At 47.3% G+C, this 21,179-nt stretch carries 19 protein-coding genes, 1 riboswitch and 1 other annotated feature; all 19 genes read left to right on the top strand.

Annotation, left to right across the window (positions count from 1 at the left end):
• Positions 1-161: 161 nt before the first annotated feature.
• On the top strand, positions 162-4,451 hold the full coding sequence (locus tag Y79_RS0102070) for a S8 family peptidase (RefSeq protein ID WP_016936202.1): 4,290 nt from the start codon (positions 162-164) through the stop codon (positions 4,449-4,451).
• A gap of 215 nt (positions 4,452-4,666) precedes the next feature.
• Positions 4,667-5,596: a sigma-E processing peptidase SpoIIGA gene (gene spoIIGA / locus Y79_RS0102065; RefSeq protein ID WP_016936201.1), complete on the top strand. Its 930-nt coding sequence runs from the start codon at positions 4,667-4,669 to the stop codon at positions 5,594-5,596.
• Positions 5,597-5,653: 57 nt separating this feature from the next.
• Positions 5,654-6,373 carry an RNA polymerase sporulation sigma factor SigE gene (gene sigE / locus Y79_RS0102060; RefSeq protein WP_016936200.1) on the top strand — a complete coding sequence of 240 codons (720 nt, stop codon included), beginning with the start codon at positions 5,654-5,656 and terminating at the stop codon, positions 6,371-6,373.
• 140 nt (positions 6,374-6,513) lie between these two features.
• Entirely contained in the window at positions 6,514-7,296 is a 783-nt protein-coding gene (sigG, locus tag Y79_RS0102055) for an RNA polymerase sporulation sigma factor SigG (protein WP_013352181.1), read from the top strand.
• Between the two features lie 130 nt (positions 7,297-7,426).
• Positions 7,427-8,224, top strand: coding sequence for an ABC transporter ATP-binding protein (locus Y79_RS0102050; RefSeq protein WP_016936199.1), 798 nt, complete (start codon positions 7,427-7,429; stop codon positions 8,222-8,224).
• A gap of 4 nt (positions 8,225-8,228) precedes the next feature.
• Positions 8,229-8,337, top strand: a riboswitch (TPP riboswitch).
• Positions 8,338-8,409: 72 nt separating this feature from the next.
• Positions 8,410-9,690, top strand: a complete 1,281-nt coding sequence (locus Y79_RS0102040) for an acetylornithine deacetylase (protein ID WP_016936197.1) — start codon at positions 8,410-8,412, stop codon at positions 9,688-9,690.
• Between the two features lie 60 nt (positions 9,691-9,750).
• Positions 9,751-10,002 (top strand): YlmC/YmxH family sporulation protein, encoded by a 252-nt coding sequence (locus Y79_RS0102035; protein ID WP_003154415.1) that lies wholly within the window; start codon positions 9,751-9,753, stop codon positions 10,000-10,002.
• 152 nt (positions 10,003-10,154) lie between these two features.
• A complete protein-coding gene (gene pgeF, locus Y79_RS0102030; protein WP_029575208.1) occupies positions 10,155-10,991 on the top strand; it encodes a peptidoglycan editing factor PgeF in 837 nt (278 codons plus the stop codon).
• 6 nt (positions 10,992-10,997) lie between these two features.
• Positions 10,998-11,690: a YggS family pyridoxal phosphate-dependent enzyme gene (locus tag Y79_RS0102025; protein ID WP_016936195.1), complete on the top strand. Its 693-nt coding sequence runs from the start codon at positions 10,998-11,000 to the stop codon at positions 11,688-11,690.
• Entirely contained in the window at positions 11,687-12,145 is a 459-nt protein-coding gene (sepF, locus tag Y79_RS0102020; protein WP_016936194.1) for a cell division protein SepF, read from the top strand. The genes Y79_RS0102025 and sepF overlap by 4 nt, the downstream gene beginning before the upstream one ends.
• A gap of 6 nt (positions 12,146-12,151) precedes the next feature.
• The gene (locus tag Y79_RS0102015) at positions 12,152-12,430 is read left to right on the top strand and encodes a YggT family protein (RefSeq protein WP_016936193.1); all 279 of its coding nucleotides are present in this window, start codon (positions 12,152-12,154) and stop codon (positions 12,428-12,430) included.
• Between the two features lie 61 nt (positions 12,431-12,491).
• Positions 12,492-13,262, top strand: a complete 771-nt coding sequence (locus Y79_RS0102010) for a YlmH family RNA-binding protein (protein ID WP_016936192.1) — start codon at positions 12,492-12,494, stop codon at positions 13,260-13,262.
• A 94-nt stretch (positions 13,263-13,356) separates the two neighbouring features.
• On the top strand, positions 13,357-13,851 hold the full coding sequence (gene divIVA, locus Y79_RS0102005) for a septum site-determining protein DivIVA (RefSeq protein ID WP_003154406.1): 495 nt from the start codon (positions 13,357-13,359) through the stop codon (positions 13,849-13,851).
• Positions 13,852-13,912: 61 nt separating this feature from the next.
• Positions 13,913-14,139 (top strand) — a binding site (T-box leader).
• A 51-nt stretch (positions 14,140-14,190) separates the two neighbouring features.
• Entirely contained in the window at positions 14,191-16,956 is a 2,766-nt protein-coding gene (ileS, locus tag Y79_RS0102000; protein WP_016936191.1) for an isoleucine--tRNA ligase, read from the top strand.
• A gap of 148 nt (positions 16,957-17,104) precedes the next feature.
• On the top strand, positions 17,105-17,476 hold the full coding sequence (locus Y79_RS0101995) for a TraR/DksA family transcriptional regulator (protein WP_016936190.1): 372 nt from the start codon (positions 17,105-17,107) through the stop codon (positions 17,474-17,476).
• Between the two features lie 101 nt (positions 17,477-17,577).
• Positions 17,578-18,039 (top strand): signal peptidase II, encoded by a 462-nt coding sequence (gene lspA / locus Y79_RS0101990; protein ID WP_016936189.1) that lies wholly within the window; start codon positions 17,578-17,580, stop codon positions 18,037-18,039.
• Between the two features lies 1 nt (position 18,040).
• On the top strand, positions 18,041-18,955 hold the full coding sequence (locus Y79_RS0101985) for an RluA family pseudouridine synthase (protein WP_016936188.1): 915 nt from the start codon (positions 18,041-18,043) through the stop codon (positions 18,953-18,955).
• A gap of 188 nt (positions 18,956-19,143) precedes the next feature.
• Positions 19,144-19,689 carry a bifunctional pyrimidine operon transcriptional regulator/uracil phosphoribosyltransferase gene (gene pyrR / locus Y79_RS0101980; RefSeq protein WP_003154392.1) on the top strand — a complete coding sequence of 182 codons (546 nt, stop codon included), beginning with the start codon at positions 19,144-19,146 and terminating at the stop codon, positions 19,687-19,689.
• Positions 19,690-19,842: 153 nt separating this feature from the next.
• Positions 19,843-21,153: a uracil permease PyrP gene (gene pyrP, locus Y79_RS0101975; protein ID WP_016936187.1), complete on the top strand. Its 1,311-nt coding sequence runs from the start codon at positions 19,843-19,845 to the stop codon at positions 21,151-21,153.
• Positions 21,154-21,179 lie beyond the last annotated feature (26 nt).

Below are 21,179 nucleotides of genomic sequence, written 5' to 3'. Positions count from 1 at the left end.
TTGATTGTTTTCTAGTTTCGTCCGGCTTTCTGACAGAATGTGACAATATCTGAATAGAAGATTGTCTACATTTAACGTGCAGCATCGAAATGACAAACCATTCCAATTGAGAGGGGAGGAATACAAATTTATATTGCGTTTCCAAATAAGGAGGGATACGATTGAAGAAAAAAATGAGAAACAGATGGACAGGCTCCGTTTTAAGCGCGATTGTCGTCAGTTCACTGCTGTTTCCGGGTGCAGCCGCAGCGGAGACCACACCGGGAACAGTTTCTGCCACCAAAGATCTTTCTTCCTCTAAGAGCGTTCAGCATAAGATTTCCGATTCAGTCAAGAAGCGTTTTGAGAAAAATGATAAAGTCACATTTCTCATCAAATTTAAAGAGAAAGCCGATACGAAAAAAGCGGTTAAAGAAGCAGAGAAAAATGCCAAGTCCCAATCGCTTTCGGCAGCAAAAACAGAATATCAAAAGCGGTCAGCGGTCGTCTCTTCTTTAAAACTGGCGGCTCATGATGCCCAGCAGAATATAAAAACATATTTGGAAAAACAAAAAAAGAAAGGCAAGGCGGACCGCATCCATTCCTATTATATTGTCAACGGAATGGCAGTCACGGCTTCGAAAGAGGTAATGGAGAAAGTTGCCTCATTTCCTGAAGTAGAAAAAGTTCTCCCGAATGAAAAGCGACAGCTTACTCAATCAAAAGCTCCTTTTCAATTGAAGAAAAAACAAAAAGAGATCAAGGCAAAGGGAGGCGTTGAATGGAACATCAGCCAAATTGATGCGCCGAAGGCCTGGGCCTCTGGTTACGACGGCACCGGTACGGTTGTCGCCTCGATTGATACAGGGGTTCAGTGGGATCACCCGGCGCTTAAGGAAAAATACCGGGGGTACGATCCTGAAAATCCCGCAGCGCCGAACCATGAAATGAACTGGTATGATGCCGTGTCTAAAAAAGACGCGCCCTACGATGATCTTGAACACGGCACTCATGTAACAGGCACGATGACGGGTTCAGAACCTGACGGCTCAAATCAAATCGGTGTCGCTCCGGGCGCGAAATGGATCGCAGTAAAAGCATTTTCAGATGACGGAGGAACCGATGCCGATATTTTGGATGCCGGTGAGTGGGTGCTCGCGCCAAAAGATAAAAACGGCACTCCGCATCCCGAGATGGCGCCGGATGTTGTCAATAATTCCTGGGCAGGCGGTTCAGGAATGGACGAGTGGTACCGCGATATGGTGAATGCATGGAGAGCAGCCGAGATTTTTCCGGAATTCTCTGCGGGAAATGAAGATTTATTTACACCGGGAGGACCTGGTTCAATCGCAAATCCGGCCAATTATCCGGAAGCATTTGCGACAGGCGCGACTGACATCGACAAGAAACTTGCTGATTTCTCACTTCAAGGCCCCTCACCGTATCATGAAACTAAGCCGGATATTTCGGCTCCGGGAGTGAATATCCGTTCCTCTATTCCTGGGGGAACATATGAAGGCGGCTGGAACGGAACTTCAATGGCCGGGCCGCATGTGGCGGCGACGGCGGCTTTGTTAAGGCAGGCGAACGCTTCTATTACGGTTGATGAAATGGAAGACGTTTTGACGCGCACCGCTGAAAAGCTGACAGACTCCGTTTTTCCGGAATCACCGAATAACGGCTACGGCCACGGTTTAGTCAATGCTTTTGACGCCGTTTCTGCCGTAACAGACGGAATCGGAAGCGTAGAAGGCAAAGTATCTTCTGCGGGCGAAGATCACAATCCGCCCAGCTGGCATCATGAACCCGTCCAAGTAGCTTACAAAGGGGCAAATCTGCCGTTAACGGTTACAGCAGAAGACGATGTAAGCGTGACTGAGGTGTTACTTTCCTATCAATTTGATAAAGGAGAATGGAAAACGATCGCCGCCGTTCAAAAAAGCGGTGATGAAAAAAAGGGGCTCTACCAGGCAGAAATTCCGCACGTAACGGGCAGCACGGTAAGTTATAAATGGACAATAAAAGATTTCGGGGGTCATTCTGCAGAATCTGATACGTACCGGGCTGACGTAAAACCGAGCATTACGGCGGGGTACAAAGAAGATTTTGAATCACAGCCGGCCGGCTGGTCCAGTTACGGGACACATGACCAATGGGAATGGGGGATTCCGAGTTCAGGCCCCGGCGCTGCATTTTCCGGAGATAAAGTGTATGCGACGAATCTGTCCGGACCGTATGCCGATTCGGCCAATATGAATTTAGTGATGCCTCCGATCCAGGTTCCAGATTCAGGACGGTTGTTTTTGCAATTTAAAAGCTGGCACAAGCTCGAAGAATTTTTTGATTACGGGTACGTGTTCGTTCTGCCGGAAGGAAAATCGAATTGGGAGCAGGCAGCTGTTTACAATGGTGACTCCGCAGGATGGAATGATGAAGAAGCAGACTTATCCGCGTATAAAGGCCAAAATATAAAGCTTATGTTTAATATGCAGTCAGACGAAGTACTCAATGAAGACGGATGGTATATTGATGACGTCCGGCTTTCAAGCAGCCCTCTCGGCAAGGCGGCCAAAAAAAGTAAACACAATAGACAAACACCGCCCGGACATCTGAAGAAAAAAGCCGTCAGTCCGAAACTGGCCAAACCGGCGGTGAAATCATCCGGAAAACCGGTGAAACGTGAAACGAATCTCCTGCCGCTCAGAGCGCAAATCAGTGTCGCCGAGACGGGGAAATCCGTGTATTCCGACCCCGCAACCGGAAGCTACAGCCTGTCTCATAAAGCGGGAAACTATACGCTGAAAGCCGAGGCATACGGATTTAAACCCGCTGCAAAACAAGTTTCTGTTCAAGCAGACAAAACCGCACAGGCAGACTTTACACTGGAACAAATGCCGTCCGGCACGCTAAAAGGAACCATCACCAATCAGTCGACAGGCGAACCGGTGGAAGGGGCCGCGCTTTATGTAGTGGAGGACGCTGCAATTGAGCCTGCGGTGACAAATGACAAGGGTGAATATTCGCTTCGGGCGTACGAAGGCTCATACACCATTAAAGTAGCCGCAAAAGGCTTTTACAACAGCGAATTTTCTGTTGACATCAAAGGGGATGCTGAAAAAAACGCCAAGCTTAAGCCGTATATCGGCTATGAAGGGGAAATTGCTTATGATAACGGGACTGAAGAAGCCGGACTGTCCTATTTTAAGGCAGGCAGCAAATCTGCCGTTAAGATGACGCTTAAAGACGGAAAAGAACACGGTATGCTGACAGGAGGCCTCTTTAAATTTTGGGGCGCGGACTGGCCTGATCCGGGCGGTACCGAATTTCAAGCAGAAGTATATGATGCATCCGGCCCTGACGGGAGCCCGGGCAGCAAAATTGCCGGCCCGTTCCAAGCTGAAGCGCTTCGAAACGGAAAATGGACCAAAGTGGATCTCAGCTCAAAAGGAATCGAGGTCGGAAAGGATTTTTATCTTGTGCTCCGCCAGACGAAACCCGATCCTTATTCACCTGCCCTGTCATCTGACGACGGCAGTCCATATTCGAACAGAAACTGGCAATACCTCGACGGCAGCTGGTCAAAAGCCGATAAATCAGACGGAAACTTTATGATCAGGGCTTTAGTCGACTACGAAGCTTCCGTGCCTGACATCACGTCGCCTGTTGACCGGTCATTTACAAACAAGAAGTCAATCACGGTGCAAGGAACGGCTTCGCCAAGAACCGCAGTCCGCCTGACCAATAACGGTAAAACCGCCGCTGAAACGAAAGCAGATGCAGACGGCCATTTCCAGGCTGATGTCACACTGCGTAAAGATGCCAATCGGCTGACGGCGGCATCTGTGACGGACAAGGGATCAACCGATGAGTCACGCCCTGTCACGGTCATACTCGATCAGGATAAGCCGGATGTGACGATTGACAGTCCGGCAAACGGAGATAAAACAAATAAAGAAGCGGTGACTGTAAAAGGAAAAGCTTACGACGCCCATTTAAAATGGGTGAAGGTGAACGGCAAAAAGGCCGAGGTGAGTGACGGCTCTTATCAAGCAAGAATCCTTTTGGAAAACGGCAGCAACGAAATCAAAGTCACGGCCTCAGACGAAGCGGGTAACAAAACAACGAAAAAGACGGTGATTGATGTCAATTATCACGCTCCCGTCATCTCCGGATTGGTTCCCGGAGCGGATAAAAAATTAAAAGCCGGAGAATCAGTGAAAATCGCTTTTTCAAGCGGGAAGAAATTAGACGCCTCATTCGTGATCCGTATGCCTCTGACAAACGCCCGGGCAGGGACCCAAAACGCGACGGAGCTTCCGCTGAGAGAAATTTCTCCGGGACGATATGAGGGTTACTGGACGGCGACTTCTTCCATCAAAGCAAGCGGAGCAAAAATTGACGTTATTGCAAGAGATGATTATGGAAATGAAACGAGACAGACAGCAAAAGGAAAACTTTATATCAATGAGTAAAACAGAGCGCTGCCGGGACACGGCAGCGCTTTTTTGGCTGAGACGGTCAATAGGAAATCAATCTCTTCGACCCTCGACAAATAAAACGGTTATCCCTTAAAAATTGTACTTTCCCCTCAACATTAATTGACAGACTTTCCCACAGAGCTTGCTTTATACTTATGAAACAAGAGAGAGAAACAGATATGTAAGACAAAAGAGGAAAGGGGTCAGATGTGAAAATCTATCTGGATGTCATTTGGCTGTTGAACTTTTGTTTTGATTCTCTTTTGCTTTTATTAACCGCCTTTATTTTAAAACGCCAGGTAAAAAAAAGAAGAGTGGCCGCCGGCGGTTTCATCGGATCAGCCATTGTGCTTCTGATGTTTACGCCTGTTTCTCCCTTTGTAGAGCATCCGGCGGGAAAAATGGCATTTTCAGTTGTCATCGTGCTTACGGCTTTTGGCTTTAAACGGTTTCGGTACTTTTTTCAAAATTTGTTCGCCTTTTATTTCGCGACCTTTCTCGTCGGCGGGGGAATGATCGGCGTACATTCCCTGCTGCAGACAGAATCAATTGTAAAACACGGCGCCATGGTTACGAGCCAGACCGGCTTCGGCGATCCGATCAGCTGGATATTTGTTGTCATCGGATTTCCGGCCGTATGGTTTTTTTCGAAAAAGAGAATCGAAGACATCGAGACGAAGTCCATTCAGTACGATGAACTTGTCATGGTTCAGGCAGAATTCAGCGGACAGACAATCCGCGCAAAAGGCCTGGTGGATTCCGGGAATCAGCTGTATGACCCGCTGACAAAAACGCCGGTCATGATCCTTCACATTGACAAATTCGCTCCGATTCTCAGTGAAAAGGAAACGGACATCATCAAATCTGCCAGTCCGCTTGAAGTGATAGAGCAGCTTGATGATTCGTTCCGTCATGCGGATAAGCTGAGGCTCATTCCATACAGGGGCGTCGGCCAGGACAATCAATTTTTACTCTGTTTAAAGCCGGATTACGTCACGATTATAACGAAAGACGAGATGATCGCATGTGAAAAATGTCTGATCGGCATCAGCGCGAAACAATTATCAGCGGACGGTGAATTTGACGGAATCGTTCACCCGAAGATGCTGACCGGGAAGGCTGTGAAGCATGTATCCTGACGAAAAGTCTGTTATTCATCATACTCAAAACGCATTGTATTTAGAAGGGGGAGGAAGATGAAAAAACTTAAGCTGCGTCTGACATATTTGTGGTATAAATGGCTGATGAAACTCGGACTGAAAAGTGATGAAGTATATTACATAGGAGGAAGCGAAGCGCTGCCGCCGCCTTTGTCTAAAGAAGAGGAGCAGGTGCTCTTATTAAAGCTGCCGAGCGGGGATCAGGCGGCGCGGGCCATCCTGATTGAGAGAAACTTACGCCTTGTCGTTTACATTGCCCGCAAATTCGAAAACACCGGCATCAATATCGAGGACTTAATCAGCATCGGCACAATCGGTTTGATCAAAGCGGTAAACACGTTTAATCCGGAAAAGAAAATCAAACTCGCAACCTACGCGTCGCGATGTATTGAAAACGAAATTTTGATGTACTTGCGCCGAAACAATAAAATCCGTTCAGAGGTGTCCTTTGATGAACCGCTGAACATTGATTGGGACGGAAACGAACTGCTGCTTTCGGATGTGCTCGGCACAGATGATGATATTATTACAAAAGACATTGAAGCCAATGTGGATAAAAAACTTTTGAAAAAAGCGCTTGAGCAATTAAATGATAGAGAAAAGCAGATCATGGAACTGCGATTCGGGCTTGTCGGTGAAGAAGAAAAAACACAAAAAGATGTAGCCGATATGATGGGGATTTCACAATCTTATATCTCCCGGCTCGAAAAGCGGATTATTAAAAGACTGAGAAAAGAGTTTAACAAAATGGTGTAAAATTTTTTCCATCTGACGGTCCTTACTGCTGCAAGGATTGCCGGCGCCGGATGTTTATTTCTGTAAAATAGCGGTGCATATTTTTCCCACCCGAGGAGATACTTAACGTTGTACAGCAGCTCCTAGTGGGAGGGAAAAACGTGTCAAGAAATAAAGTCGAAATTTGCGGGGTGGATACCTCCAAATTACCGGTGCTCAAGAATGAAGAGATGAGAAAGCTGTTTAAGCAATTGCAGGATGAGGGCGATGATTCAGCGAGGGAAAAGCTTGTAAACGGCAATCTGCGCCTTGTCTTAAGCGTCATTCAGAGGTTTAACAACAGAGGAGAGTATGTTGATGACTTATTTCAGGTCGGCTGCATCGGACTAATGAAATCCATTGATAATTTTGACCTAAGCCATAATGTTAAGTTTTCAACATACGCTGTACCGATGATTATCGGAGAAATCCGCAGATATTTGCGGGATAACAATCCGATCCGCGTCTCGAGGTCGCTTCGCGATATCGCATATAAAGCGCTTCAAGTAAGGGAGCGGTTAATCAGTGAGACAAGCAGGGAGCCGACAGCAGAGGAAATCGCCAAAGTTCTTGAAGTGCCCCATGAAGAAATTGTGTTTGCCCTTGACGCCATCCAAGATCCGGTATCACTGTTTGAGCCGATTTATAATGACGGCGGCGATCCGATTTACGTGATGGACCAGATTAGCGATGAGCGCAATAAGGATACACAATGGATTGAGGAGCTCGCTCTGAAAGAAGGCATGAGAAGACTGAACGAACGGGAAAAAATGATTTTGCGAAAGCGCTTTTTCCAGGGGAAAACCCAAATGGAAGTCGCAGAAGAAATCGGCATATCCCAAGCTCAGGTCTCAAGGCTTGAAAAGGCAGCCATTAAACAAATGAATAAGAATATCCATCAATAACGGAGAAAGCCTTTAAACATTGTTTTAAAGGCTTTTTTCGTGCGCCGGTTTACGTTTGTGAAAAAGTGATGTATTCTAATGTGTAAAAGTTTTAAGAAAATTGAAACAATAAATAAACGGGGGAACTGCAATGATTTTACAACTGGACAATGTCTCATTAAAAAGAAACGGCCAATGGATTTTGAAAGATATCAACTGGCGCGTTGAGAAAAACGAAAATTGGGTGCTGTTCGGACTGAACGGAGCCGGAAAAACAGCCTTGCTGAATATGTTATGTTCTTATTACTTTCCCACTTCAGGAGAGATGCAGGTGCTCGGTCATCAATTCGGCAAAACAGAGCTCGGTGACAGGCTCAGAAAAAAAATCGGTCTTGTTTCAGCGGGTCTGCAGCACAAATTATATGCCGCGGATTCCGCTTTTGAAATCGCCCTCAGCGGCGCGTACGCTTCAATCGGGCTTTATGAAACACCGAGTGAACAAGTGAGGGAAAAAGCGATCGGTCTTCTGAAAGATTTAGGCGCCATTAGTTTCGCGGACAGACGGTATGAAACGTTGTCTCAGGGGGAAAGGCAAAGAGCGCTGATTGTGCGGGCGCTTATGGCTGATCCGGAACTGCTGATTTTGGATGAGCCCGTGACGGGTCTCGATTTTATGGCAAGAGAGCAGCTGCTGGACACGATAACGTCGATCGCTGAAAAAGAAAATGCGCCGTCCATCCTTTATGTCACTCATCATGCTGAAGAAATTCTGCCGGTATTTGATCAGGCGCTGCTTTTAAAACAAGGCGAGGTGTTCGCTGCCGGGAAAATCAAGGACATGCTTTCTGACGAGCGGCTTACAGCGTTTTTCGATATGCCTGTCAATGTCTTATGGAACAACGGCCGTCCATTTTTAACGCGTGCAAAAGCGGCATCATCCGTCAAATAAAATCAATTCACCCTGGGGGTGCTGCTGACATGCAGCTGAGAGAGACGTTGGTCTCAACCCTTAACGGACCTGATCCGGATCATGCCGGCGGAGGGAAGCGGTGAAAAAAGCGGAGGAAAATCCGTTTTTACCCGTTTCATTTGATGAAACGGGTTTTTTTAATACAGCAAAAGGAGAGATGTTCAATGAACCAGCTTGACATGCTGCTGCAGCAGGCGGATAAACGGCGGGACGATTTAATACATATTGCTGAAAGGTTGATTGCCTTTCCGACACCGGCTCCGCCTGCAAGAAATACAGCAGAAGCTCAGAAGTGGGTGGCCGGATTTTTAAAAGAAATGGGCTGCTCGGTTGATATGTGGGATGTGTACCCGGAAGACCCGAACGTAGTCGGTGTTTTTAAAGGGACAGATTCAAGCGGGCATCAAAGCCTGATTTTAAACGGACACATTGACGTAGCCGAAGTCAGGGATGAAGACTGGGACTCTGACCCGTTTCAGCCGCTCGTTAAAGCCGGCATGCTGATCGGAAGAGGCGCCGCTGATATGAAAGGCGGATTGGCGTGTGTTCTATTTTCTCTGAAGCTGATACATGATGCAGGCATTGAGCTTGCGGGCGACCTCATTGTACAATCTGTGATCGGAGAAGAAGTCGGCGAGGCGGGAACGCTGGAATGCTGCAAACGCGGCTATCACGCGGATTTTGCGGTTGTCGCGGATACGAGCAGCCTGCATATTCAAGGGCAGGGCGGAGTCATCACCGGCTGGATAGAATTGAAAAGCAAACAAACATTTCATGACGGCATGAGGCGCAATATGATTCATGCGGGCGGAGGCACATTCGGAGCGAGCGCAATCGAAAAAATGGCGAAAATTATCACTGCCTTGGGAGAGCTGGAACGCCACTGGGCGGTAACGAAAAGCTATCCCGGCTTTGCGCCAGGCACCAATACGATCAACCCCGCCGTTATTGAAGGGGGAAGGCACGCAGCGTTTGTCGCCGATGAATGCCGATTATGGATTACCGTCCACTTTTACCCGAACGAAACGCACGAACAAGCTGCTGCAGAAATCGAAGACTATATCAATCGTGTCTCTGACGGTGATCTGTGGCTCAGGGAAAACAGGCCGGTGTTCAAATGGGGCGGATCTTCCATGATTGAAGACAGAGGAGAGGTGTTCCCGGCGCTGGAAATCGACCCGGACCATCCGGCCGTTTCTGTTCTGGCGGAATCGCACTCAGCCGTCAAACAACAGGAGCCCGTCATTGATGTTTCCCAAACCGTAACAGACGGAGGATGGCTTTATCATGCCGGGATTCCGAGCGTCATATACGGACCCGGCGATTTAAAAAACGCCCATTCCGTAAACGAGGAAGTGTCCGTCGATGAACTGATGGACTATACGAAAATCATGCTGAGATTTATCCTCACCTGGTGCAGCCGCAAAAAAGATTGCCCGATGTGACAAGGTTCAGCCCGGCCGCTCATATAATAGGAAAAAGAACGGGCAAAGGGCGTGATACAAATGATCAGCATATCTGAATTTCAAATAAAAGATGTAGTCAACGTGTCGAACGGAAAAAAACTCGGAAGCATCGGTGATATTGATATTAACGTGACAACGGGAAAAATTCAGGCGATTATTTTAGGCGGCAGCGGAAAAGTTCTCGGTTTTTTCGGAAAAGAAGAGGAAATGATCATTCCTTGGCGAAATATAGTTAAAATTGGGGAAGATGTCATCTTAGTGCGTGTAAACGAACCAAAGGGGGGAGCATAATCCTCCCTTTACTTGTAAAAAGCCGGAAATCTCAATGTTTCCGGCACATTTATTTATCTCATTTTTCAATCAGCCGCTAAACGTATGCTTAAAATTGTGTTAAAATGAGTGGGAAATTCGCTTTTTAATGTTTGTCGAAAGGTTGGATCTTCATGAATACATATCACCCGTTTAGTTTTACCACCCCCTCGGCACTCATGATAGAAGACTGGAACCGTGTGAATCAGCATAACACAAAGGTCATCGCCGGATTCACAACGAAAAACGGCGGTGTCAGCAATCCTCCGTATGAGTCATTAAATACCGGATTGCACGTCCGGGACGAAGCTCATGATGTTGTGAAAAACCGTGAAATCATAGCGTCCTTATGCGGTACTGATCTGGATTCCTGGGTATTCGCCGATCAGACACATGAAAACCGCGTCCGATGCGTGACAGCGGGAGATAAAGGAAAAGGGGCGAGAGACTATTCCTCCGCATTCCGCGGGACGGACGGGCTCTATACGAAAGATACAAATCTTTTTTTGGCCCTGTGTTTTGCAGACTGTGTGCCTTTGTATTTTTATGACCCGGTGAAATCAATGATCGGCGCTGCCCATGCCGGATGGAATGGGACGGTCAGACAAATCGGGCGCATCATGACGGAACGCTGGGTAACCGAAGAAGGCTCCCGCTTAACAGATATTCAGGCCGTCATCGGTCCGTCCATCAGCGCGGACAGCTATACCGTCGACGACCGCGTCATCAATGAAGTCCGGGCGCTGCCGTTTTCCGCAGAATCCGCCATACGCGAAACGGAAAAAGGCCGGTATCAGCTTGATTTAAAAGAGGTCAACCGCCTTCTTCTGATACATTGCGGCATTCCGGAAGAAAACATTTCAGTCAGCGGTTTATGCACCGAACAAGAGCGTGAACTATTCTTTTCACATCGCCGCGACAAAGGAAAAACGGGACGCATGATGTCCTTTATCGGAATGAAGGAGGCATAAGTTATCTTGCGTGTTGCTGATCAATTACGACATATAAACGAAAGAATAAACGAAGCATGTAACAGATCGGGCCGAAGCCCCGAAGATGTAACCGTCATCGCGGTTACAAAATACGTATCAGCCGAAAGGGCTCAAGAGGCCGTGGATGCCGGTATTACAAGTCTGGGAGAAAACCGGGATGCCGAGCTTATCCGTAAGCAGGATGTCATCAAAGGCAGCCCCGTGTGGCACTTTATCGGCAGTCTTCAGTCCAGAAAGGTGAAGGCCGTCGCTGACCGTGTATCTTATATACATTCCTTAGACAGACTGTCATTGGCTAAAGAAATTGAAAAACGGGCGCAGCATGCGGTTCGCTGTTTTGTGCAGGTGAATACTTCGCTTGAGCCGTCTAAGCACGGTTTGAAAACAGAGGAGGTCATCCCCTTTATCAGAGAGCTTTCTGAGTTTAGAAACATTTCTGTAGAGGGCCTGATGACGATGGCTCCCCTGACAGACGATACAGAAACGATCAGAGCCTGTTTCCGGCAATTGCGTGATTTGAGGGACCAGGTGCAGGAGCTGAACCAGACAAACGCACCATGCCGTGAACTGTCAATGGGCATGTCAAATGATTATGAAATCGCTGTTGAAGAGGGCGCTACTTTTATCAGAATCGGCTCTTCATTAGTCGGAAATGAAACGGGGGGTGTAAACAAATGAGCATGAAAAATAAACTGAAAAACTTTTTCTCGATGGATGAGGAGGAGTACGAATACGAATACATTGAAACGGAGCAGGATCGTCCGGAAGAGCATGAACAGCAGAAAGATAAACAGACTGCCTACGCTCAGAAGCCTGCGGGCAAACAGAACGTAGTAAGCTTGCAAAGTGTTCAGAAATCCTCTAAAGTGGTGTTGAGTGAACCGCGTGTATATGCGGAAGCGCAGGAAATCGCCGATCATTTAAAGAACAGGCGGGCGGTTGTCGTCAATCTTCAGCGCATCCAGCATGATCAGGCGAAAAGAATCGTCGACTTTTTAAGCGGAACCGTCTATGCCATCGGCGGCGACATTCAAAGAATCGGTTCGGATATTTTTCTGTGCACGCCTGATAATGTCGATGTTTCCGGCACGATTTCGGAGCTTATAAATGAAGACGAACATCAGAGGTGGTAAAGCAGGATGATTCTTTATCAAATTTTTTCCGTTCTGAGTTATTTAATTTACATCTACTCGTTTGCCCTGATTATCTACATCTTTATGTCATGGGTGCCGAGTACGAGAGAAACGGCGGTCGGACGGTTTCTCGCATCGATTTGCGAACCGTATTTAGAGCCGTTCAGAAGGATCATTCCGCCCATTGCCATGCTGGATATATCCCCGATTGTAGCGATTATCGTGCTTCGGTTTGCCACGACGGGACTTTGGGGCCTATACCGCATGATCGCAATGTATACTTGAATGCGACAGTTTGATACGGGCTTGGCACCAGCCAAGCCTCTTTACATAGAAAGGAAAGAACATGAGCGATATTTACCAGCACTTCAGACACGACGAGCGCCCTTTTATCGACCAGGCGCTTGAATGGAAAGAGATTGTCCTGGACCAATATCGGATGAAGCTGACCGATTTCTTAGATCCGCGGGAACAGGTGATTGTAAAAGCCGTCATCGGCGATGCGTGCGGTCTTGCCTTTTTCGGGGGATATGACAGAGCTGAGCGCAAACGCGCGATTTTATATCCTGAATATATGGAACCTGAACAAGATGATTTTGAGCTTCAGGCCTTTGATGTTCAATACGCTGAAAAATTCGTCAACATCGATCACCGCTCTCTTCTCGGATCATTAATGGGGATCGGCTTAAAGCGGCAGAAATACGGCGATCTGATTTTCTCAGAGGAGGCCGTGCAGCTTATCGTTTCCGGTGAAATCGCCGATTTTGTCGGCACTCAGCTGACCAAAGCGGGCAAAGCGCCGGTAAAGCTTGAGAAAATCGAGCTTTCAGCCCTTCACATTCCCGCTTCAGATGTCGAAATAAGGGATGACACGGTTTCTTCATTGCGCCTCGACGCTGTCTGCGCTTCGATGAGCAGGCAATCCCGGCAGAAAGCGCAGACCCTTGTGAAAAACGGGCTCGTTAAGGTGAATTGGAAAGCCGTTGAGGATCCGTCCTATCAGGTTGCTGAAGGGGACATGCTCTCGATTCGGGGCTTCGGACGATGCAGTTTGACAAAAGTAGACGGAAAAACGAAAAAAGACAAATGGAAAGTCACATTCGAACGGCAAAAATGAGTCGTTTTTTCAGATTTTTTCTCCATCTATGGCCGTATTTGTTTTATAATGTGAACTAGATAACCGTACTGAAATGTAAAATGGAGGTGGCAATATGCCATTAACGCCCAATGATATCCATAACAAAACGTTTACAAAAGGTTTTCGCGGATATGATGAAGATGAAGTAAATGAATTTTTAATGCAGGTCAGAAAAGATTACGAAATCGCACTCCGTAAAAAAACGGAGCTTGAGGCGAAAGTGAACGAGCTGGATGAAAAAATCGGCCACTTTGCCAATATTGAAGAAACGCTGAATAAGTCAATTCTCGTAGCTCAAGAAGCGGCAGAAGACGTAAAGCGCAATTCGCAGAAAGAGGCGAAGCTGATCGTCCGTGAAGCAGAAAAAAATGCTGATCGAATCATCAATGAGTCGCTTTCCAAATCAAGAAAAATCGCAATGGAAATTGAAGAGCTGAAAAAACAGTCTAAAGTGTTCAGAACGCGTTTCCAAATGCTGATTGAGGCGCAGCTCGACCTGCTGAAAAACGATGATTGGGATCATCTGTTAGAATACGAAGTCGACGCGGTATTTGAGGAAAAAGAATAATTTTCAGATTTTCTTGACATTCTCCGGCCCGTTCGAATATAATACGTTCATAAATTCAGATGAAAAGACGATGAAAGGGACCGGCATGACTCAAAGCGGGCCATAAAGCGAACCGGGGAAGGTGAAAGCCCGGGATGGCCGGAATCATGCAGATCAGCCCTTTAGTTTCCTTTCTGAACCGAGAGTAGGAAAGGACGTTCCATCACGTTACGATGTTCGAGAGGAAAAGACGGATGATCGTTTTTTCTAAAAGGGTGGTACCGCGAGATAAGCTTTCTCGTCCCTTATGGGATGAGAGGGCTTTTTTTATTTTCTGAAAAATGTTGTGGAGGAATGAAAATGGATTACAAAGATACGCTGTTAATGCCGAAAACAGATTTTCCGATGCGCGGAAATCTGCCGAACCGTGAGCCGGACATGCAGAAAGAATGGGAGGAGCAGGATATTTACCGTCTTGTTCAAGAACGGACGAAAGACCGCCCGAAATTCGTACTGCATGACGGACCTCCTTATGCAAACGGAGACATCCACATGGGTCATGCCCTGAATAAAATCCTGAAAGATTTTATCGTCCGCTATAAATCAATGAGCGGCTACAACGCCCCGTATGTGCCGGGATGGGACACGCACGGTCTGCCGATTGAAACGGCACTGACAAAAAACAAAAAAGTGAACCGGAAAGAAATGTCCGTAGCCGATTTCCGCAAGCTTTGCGAAGAATATGCATGGCAGCAGATCGAAAGACAGCGCGAACAATTCAAGCGTCTCGGCGTCAGAGGCGATTGGGAAAACCCTTATGTTACGCTCCAGCCTGAATTTGAAGCGCAGCAGATCCGCGTTTTCGGCGAGATGGCGAAAAGAGGCTATATTTATAAAGGCCTGAAGCCTGTCAACTGGTCGCCTTCAAGTGAATCTGCCTTAGCAGAAGCGGAAATTGAATATCAGGACAAACGTTCGGCATCCATTTATGTTGCATTTAAGGTGAAAGACGGTAAAGGCGTTCTCGAGAACGGAGAAAGCTTTATTATCTGGACAACGACACCGTGGACAATGCCTGCCAACCTCGGAATTTCCGTTCATCCTGATCTTGAATACAATGTCATCAAGGTTGGAGACAAGCGTTATGTAGTAGCGGCTGAATTAATCGAAAGCGTAGCGGAGGCATGCGGCTTTGAAAATCCTGAAGTTGTCGCATCGTATAAAGGCAGAGAGTTAGAATACATCACTGCAGAACATCCGCTGTACGGCAGAGATTCACTCGTCATGCTCGGTGACCATGTTACAACCGATGCCGGAACAGGCTGTGTTCATACTGCTCCGGGCCACGGGGAAGATGACTTTATCGTCGGCCAAAAGTACGGCTTAGAAGTACTTTGCCCTGTCGATGAAAAAGGCAACATGACCGACGAAGCGCCGGGCTTTGAAGGAATGTTTTACGATAAAGCCAATAAACCGATCACGGAGAAGCTTGAAGAAAACGGCGCGCTCTTAAAGCTCGAGTTTATTACACACTCTTATCCGCATGACTGGAGAACAAAAAAACCGACTATCTTCAGAGCGACAGCGCAATGGTTTGCGTCAATTAAAGATTTCAGACCGGAGCTGCTTGATGCCATCAAACAAACGAAGTGGGTGCCGGAGTGGGGCGAACAGCGCCTTTACAACATGGTGCGCGACCGCGGCGACTGGTGTATTTCAAGACAGCGCGTCTGGGGCGTTCCGATCCCGGTATTTTATGCTGAAAACGGTGAGCCGATCATCACCGACGAAACGATTGAACACGTTTCTGAGCTGTTCAAACAGCACGGCTCAAACGTCTGGTTTGAAAGAGAGGCAAAAGACCTTCTGCCGGAAGGATTTACACATCCGGGAAGCCCGAACGGAATCTTCACGAAAGAGCAAGACATTATGGATGTATGGTTTGATTCAGGTTCTTCTCACCAGGCCGTTCTTGAGGAACGTGATGATCTCGTCCGCCCGGCTGATTTATACCTTGAAGGCTCTGACCAATACCGCGGCTGGTTTAACTCATCTCTTTCTACCGCCGTTGCAGTCACCGGCAAAGCGCCGTATAAAGGCGTATTAAGCCACGGATTTACACTTGATGCAAACGGCCGTAAAATGAGTAAATCACTCGGCAATACGATTGAGCCGACAAAAATCGCAAAACAGCTTGGAGCTGAAATTCTGCGTTTATGGGTTTCTTCCGTAAACTATCAGGCCGATCACCCGGTTTCTGAAGATATTCTGAAGCAGGTCGCGGAAGTATACCGGAAAGTCCGCAACACGTTCCGTTTCCTTCACGGCAACCTGTTCGATTTCGATCCAAGCGTCAATGCCGTTGATGTAAAAGATCTTCGTGAAGTGGATCAATATATGCTGATCAAGCTGAATAAGCTGATCGATAAAGTGAAAAAAGCGTACGATGAATACGAATTTGCGGTTGTTTATCACAGCATTCATAATTTCTGTACGATCGAGCTCAGCTCTTTCTATCTTGATTTCGCAAAAGATGTCGTGTACATCGAGCATGCGGATCATCCGGACCGCCGCAGCATGCAGACCGTCTTTTATGAAACGCTGCTGGCGTTAGTGAAGCTGACTGCGCCGATTCTCCCTCATACGGCGGATGAAATGTGGTCTCACTTATCATTTGTTGAAGAGGCGAGCGTGCAGCTGACAGATATGCCGGAAACCATCTCTGTTCCGGACAGTCAAGCGACAGAAGAAAAATTCGACCGCTTCATGGAGCTTCGCAATGACGTGCTGAAAGCTTTGGAAATGGCCCGTAACGAAAAAATTATCGGGAGATCATTGGAAGCGAGCCTGACTTTGTATCCGAACAAAGAAAACCGCGACCTCTTGTCATCCATTAAAGAAAACATCGCACAGCTGTTTATCGTCTCGGAACTGACAGTAAAAGACGAAAGCGAAGCGCCGGAAAACGCGCAAAGCTTCACAACAGGAAAAATGACCGTAGAAAAAGCGGAAGGTCAGATGTGTGAGCGGTCCCGCGTGATTTCTAAAGATGTCGGCGCTAATCCGAAGTATCCGACATTATCACTGCGCAATGCGGAAATCGTTGAAAAATATTATCAAAATTAATGAATGAGAAAGCGCCCGGCTGACAGCCGGGCGTTTTTTACATGCCACTAATGTCATCGATTAGAACGATAGGAAAAATCTTATGGGCTTCAAATGGCGCTCTGGGGGCAACAATAAAGCTATAAATCAAGAGCAGGAGTTGTGATGAATGAATGATCAACTGACCGCAATCCACACGGAGCTTCTCATGATGAAAGAAGAACTTCAATCAAGATTATTTGAATATTCTTGCTTTCAAATGTCAGCATCTGTTGAACCTTCAATGAACGACCAAGAAGCAACTCTGATCTATCATATAAAAGAAGAACTTCAGGATGTTCTTCTTGCCCTGTCTAAGTTTGAAAACAATACGTACGGTTATTGTGAAAAAACAGGCGACCCCATTCCGATTGACAAGCTTGCGGTATTGCCGACGGCCAGAACCGCTGATGATTTTTATTATCCCGCTCAATTTGAAAAGAAAACCCTTCCATACTGGGTATCCGGAGATTATGCATATGATCAGGCGCTGTATGAGTGACAGCGTCTGTCTTCATGCCCTTATGATCTGCCTTTACTCCGGCATCTTTTACTGATAAAATTCATAAAGGATAAAAGTAACTGTATACTGGAGGAACGTGTGTGCTTTATTATCTTATCGCTCTTTTTATTATTATTGCCGACCAATTAACCAAATGGCTTGTCGTCAGCCATATGGAATTGGGACAAAGCATACCTGTCATCGATCAGGTGCTTTATATCACATCTCATCGCAACACGGGAGCGGCATGGGGAATTTTAGCCGGCCAAATGTGGTTTTTCTATGTCATTACCATCGCCGTGATTATCGGAATCGTTTATTACATACAGCGTTATGCAAAAGGGCAGATGTTACTCGGAATTTCTCTCGGCTTAATGCTGGGAGGTGCAGCCGGAAACTTTATCGACCGGGCGGCACGCCAGGAAGTAGTCGATTTTATTCACGTCATCATCGTGAATTATCACTATCCGATTTTTAATATCGCGGACTCCTCACTGTGCGTCGGCGTCATACTTTTATTTATTCATATGCTGTTTGACAGCGGGAAAAAGAAGGAGCAATAACATGAATCAATTTGAGATAACCGTTCAGCCTGAACAAAAAAGCGAACGGATTGATAAATTTTTGGCCGCAGCAGGAGAAAACTGGTCACGCACCCAGGTGCAGCAATGGGTGAAAGAGGGACTGGTAACCGTTAACGGCAAATCCGTCAAAGCCAACTACAAAATGCAGCCCGGCGATCAGGTAACCGTCACCATTCCTGAACCGGAAGAACTGGACGTGCTTGCAGAGCCGATGGATCTGGATATTTACTATGAGGATCAGGACGTCTTGGTTGTGAACAAACCGCGGGGCATGGTCGTACATCCGGCGCCCGGCCATGTGACAGGGACGCTCGTAAACGGACTGATGGCTCACTGCAATGATCTTTCAGGCATTAACGGCGTCATGCGCCCGGGAATCGTCCATCGCATTGATAAAGATACCTCCGGCCTGTTAATGGTCGCCAAAAACGATATGGCGCATGAATCACTCGTTAATCAGCTCGTCAATAAAACCGTGACGAGAAAGTACACAGCGGTTGTCCACGGGTTGATTTCACATGATGACGGAACGATTGACGCTCCGATCGGAAGAGATAAGAAAGACCGTCAAAGCATGACCGTAACAAGAGAAGGCAGCAAAAACGCCGTCACGCATTTCCACGTGCTTGAGCGGTTTCAAGACTTCACGCTCGTAGAGTGCCGTCTTGAAACCGGAAGAACGCATCAGATCCGCGTTCATATGAAATATATCGGGTTTCCTTTGGCAGGCGACCCGAAGTACGGACCGAGAAAAACCATCGATTTCAACGGCCAGGCGCTTCATGCCGGAATATTAGGTTTTGATCATCCGCGGACGGGCGAATACATGGAGTTTGAAGCGCCCCTACCTGAAGATATGAAAAAACTCATTGAACATTTGAGAAATAGCCATTGACAGCGACTTTCTTTTCTGAAATAATAAAAACAAGCTGAATAGATTCTTTAACACAGTCCAGAGAGGCTGAGAAGGATAACGGAAAGGACAGAAGAGATACGTGTGTGTCTTCGTCCTGGAAAGGAACCCCTCTATGCTCTGGCAGGAGGGGTTTTTTCTTCTTATATACGAATGGAGAGGTGTCACGAGTGAATCAAAAAGCTGTTATTCTCGACGAACAGGCCATCAGAAGGGCGCTCACAAGGATAGCCCATGAAATGATCGAACGGAATAAAGGAATGAATGACTGCATTCTTGTAGGGATTAAAACAAGAGGCATTTATTTAGCAAAGCGGCTGGCTGAACGGATCGAACAGATTGAAGGAAATCCGGTCACCGTCGGAGAAATTGATATTACCCTTTACCGTGACGATCTCACAAAAAAAACGAGCAATGAAGAACCGCTTGTAAAAGGCGCGGACATTCCGGCTGATATCACAGACCAAAAGGTCATTGTGGTCGATGATGTGCTTTATACCGGCCGGACGGTGAGAGCGGCGATGGATGCACTCGTTGATGTCGGACGGCCGTCATCGATACAGCTTGCCGTGCTTGTTGACAGAGGGCACCGGGAGCTGCCGATCAGAGCGGACTATATCGGGAAAAACATCCCGACTTCAAAAGCTGAAAAAGTGATGGTTCAGCTGAGTGAAGTTGATCAGACTGATATGGTCGCCATATACGAAAATGAATAATCACCCTTTTTAAATGCATTCCAGAGAGTCTGCAAAGAGGATTTTAAAACACAAAGCCGGGCGGATCGACGCGGCCGGGTTTTGTATGCCTCTTTGCGTATAAGCAAAGAGGTTTTTTTATACCATTTGAAAGTCAACCGGGAGGAAAACGCCATGAGTAAGAAAAAAGTAAACCTGGGAGTCAGGGACGTCCCCAATCCATTGTCCTGGCTGTCATTCAGCCTGCAGCATTTATTCGCCATGTTCGGCTCAACCATACTCGTGCCGAAACTGGTCGGAATGAGCCCGGCAGTGGCGCTTGTCACGAGCGGAATCGGGACACTCGCCTATCTCTTGGTGACAAAAGGCCGGATTCCCGCTTATCTCGGCTCATCATTCGCTTTTATTTCACCGATTATCTTGGTGAAAGCGGCGGGAGGGCCGGGGGCTGCCATGGTCGGTGCCTTCCTGGCGGGAATTGTGTACGGCCTGATCGCACTGCTCATCAGGCAGCTTGGAACGGGGTGGCTGATGAAGCTGCTTCCCCCGGTGGTCGTCGGACCGGTCATCATCGTCATCGGCCTCGGATTGGCGAGTACAGCCGTCAATATGGCAATGTATGCCGATCCGAATGCGAAGGAACTCGTCTACAGCCTGAAACATTTCAGTGTAGCCGGCGTCACTTTGGCTATCACCATTATCTGCGCCATCTTTTTACGGGGATTTTTAAGCCTGATTCCGGTATTGATCGGCATTATAGGCGGCTATCTGTTTGCGCTGACGCAAGGCATCGTCAATTTCCAGCCGGTCATTGATGCAAAATGGTTCGCCGTTCCTGAATTTATCATCCCTTTCAAAGACTATACGCCGTCAGTGACGTTGGGCATTGCGGCTGCGATGGTGCCGGTCGCTTTCGTGACGATGTCAGAACATATCGGCCATCAAATGGTGCTGAGTAAAGTTGTCGGACAGGATTTCATTAAAAAGCCGGGACTGCACCGCTCCATAATGGGGGACAGTGTTGCGACGATCATCGCTTCGTTAATCGGCGGCCCGCCGACGACGACATACGGCGAGAACATCGGAGTACTGGCAATTACAAGAGTGTTCAGCGTCTTTGTCATCGGCGGCGCCGGCGTGATTGCGCTGTGCTTCGGATTTATCGGCAAAGTTTCGGCGCTGATCAGCTCTGTTCCGTCAGCGGTTATGGGAGGCGTTTCCTTCCTGCTCTTCGGAATCATCGCCTCCAGCGGCTTGAGAATGCTGATTGACAACAACATTGATTATGAAAACAAGCGAAATTTAATTATCACATCCGTCATCCTCGTGATCGGCGTCGGCGGTGCGTTCATTCAAGTATCAAAAGGCGGGTTTCAAATATCCGGCATGGCGCTTGCGGCAATCGTCGGAGTCATTCTGAACCTTGTCCTGCCGCACACAAATGACGAAGAAACGGACGTAACGGAAAAACAAAATCATATGTAAACCTTTTAAAGAAAGTCCAGAGAGGC

Origin of the sequence: Bacillus siamensis KCTC 13613 (genome assembly GCF_000262045.1) — a bacterium.
Taxonomy (GTDB): domain Bacteria; phylum Bacillota; class Bacilli; order Bacillales; family Bacillaceae; genus Bacillus; species Bacillus siamensis.
The sequence above is the reverse complement of the archived record's forward strand: the minus strand, read 5'-3'. Positions and strand labels throughout refer to the sequence as shown.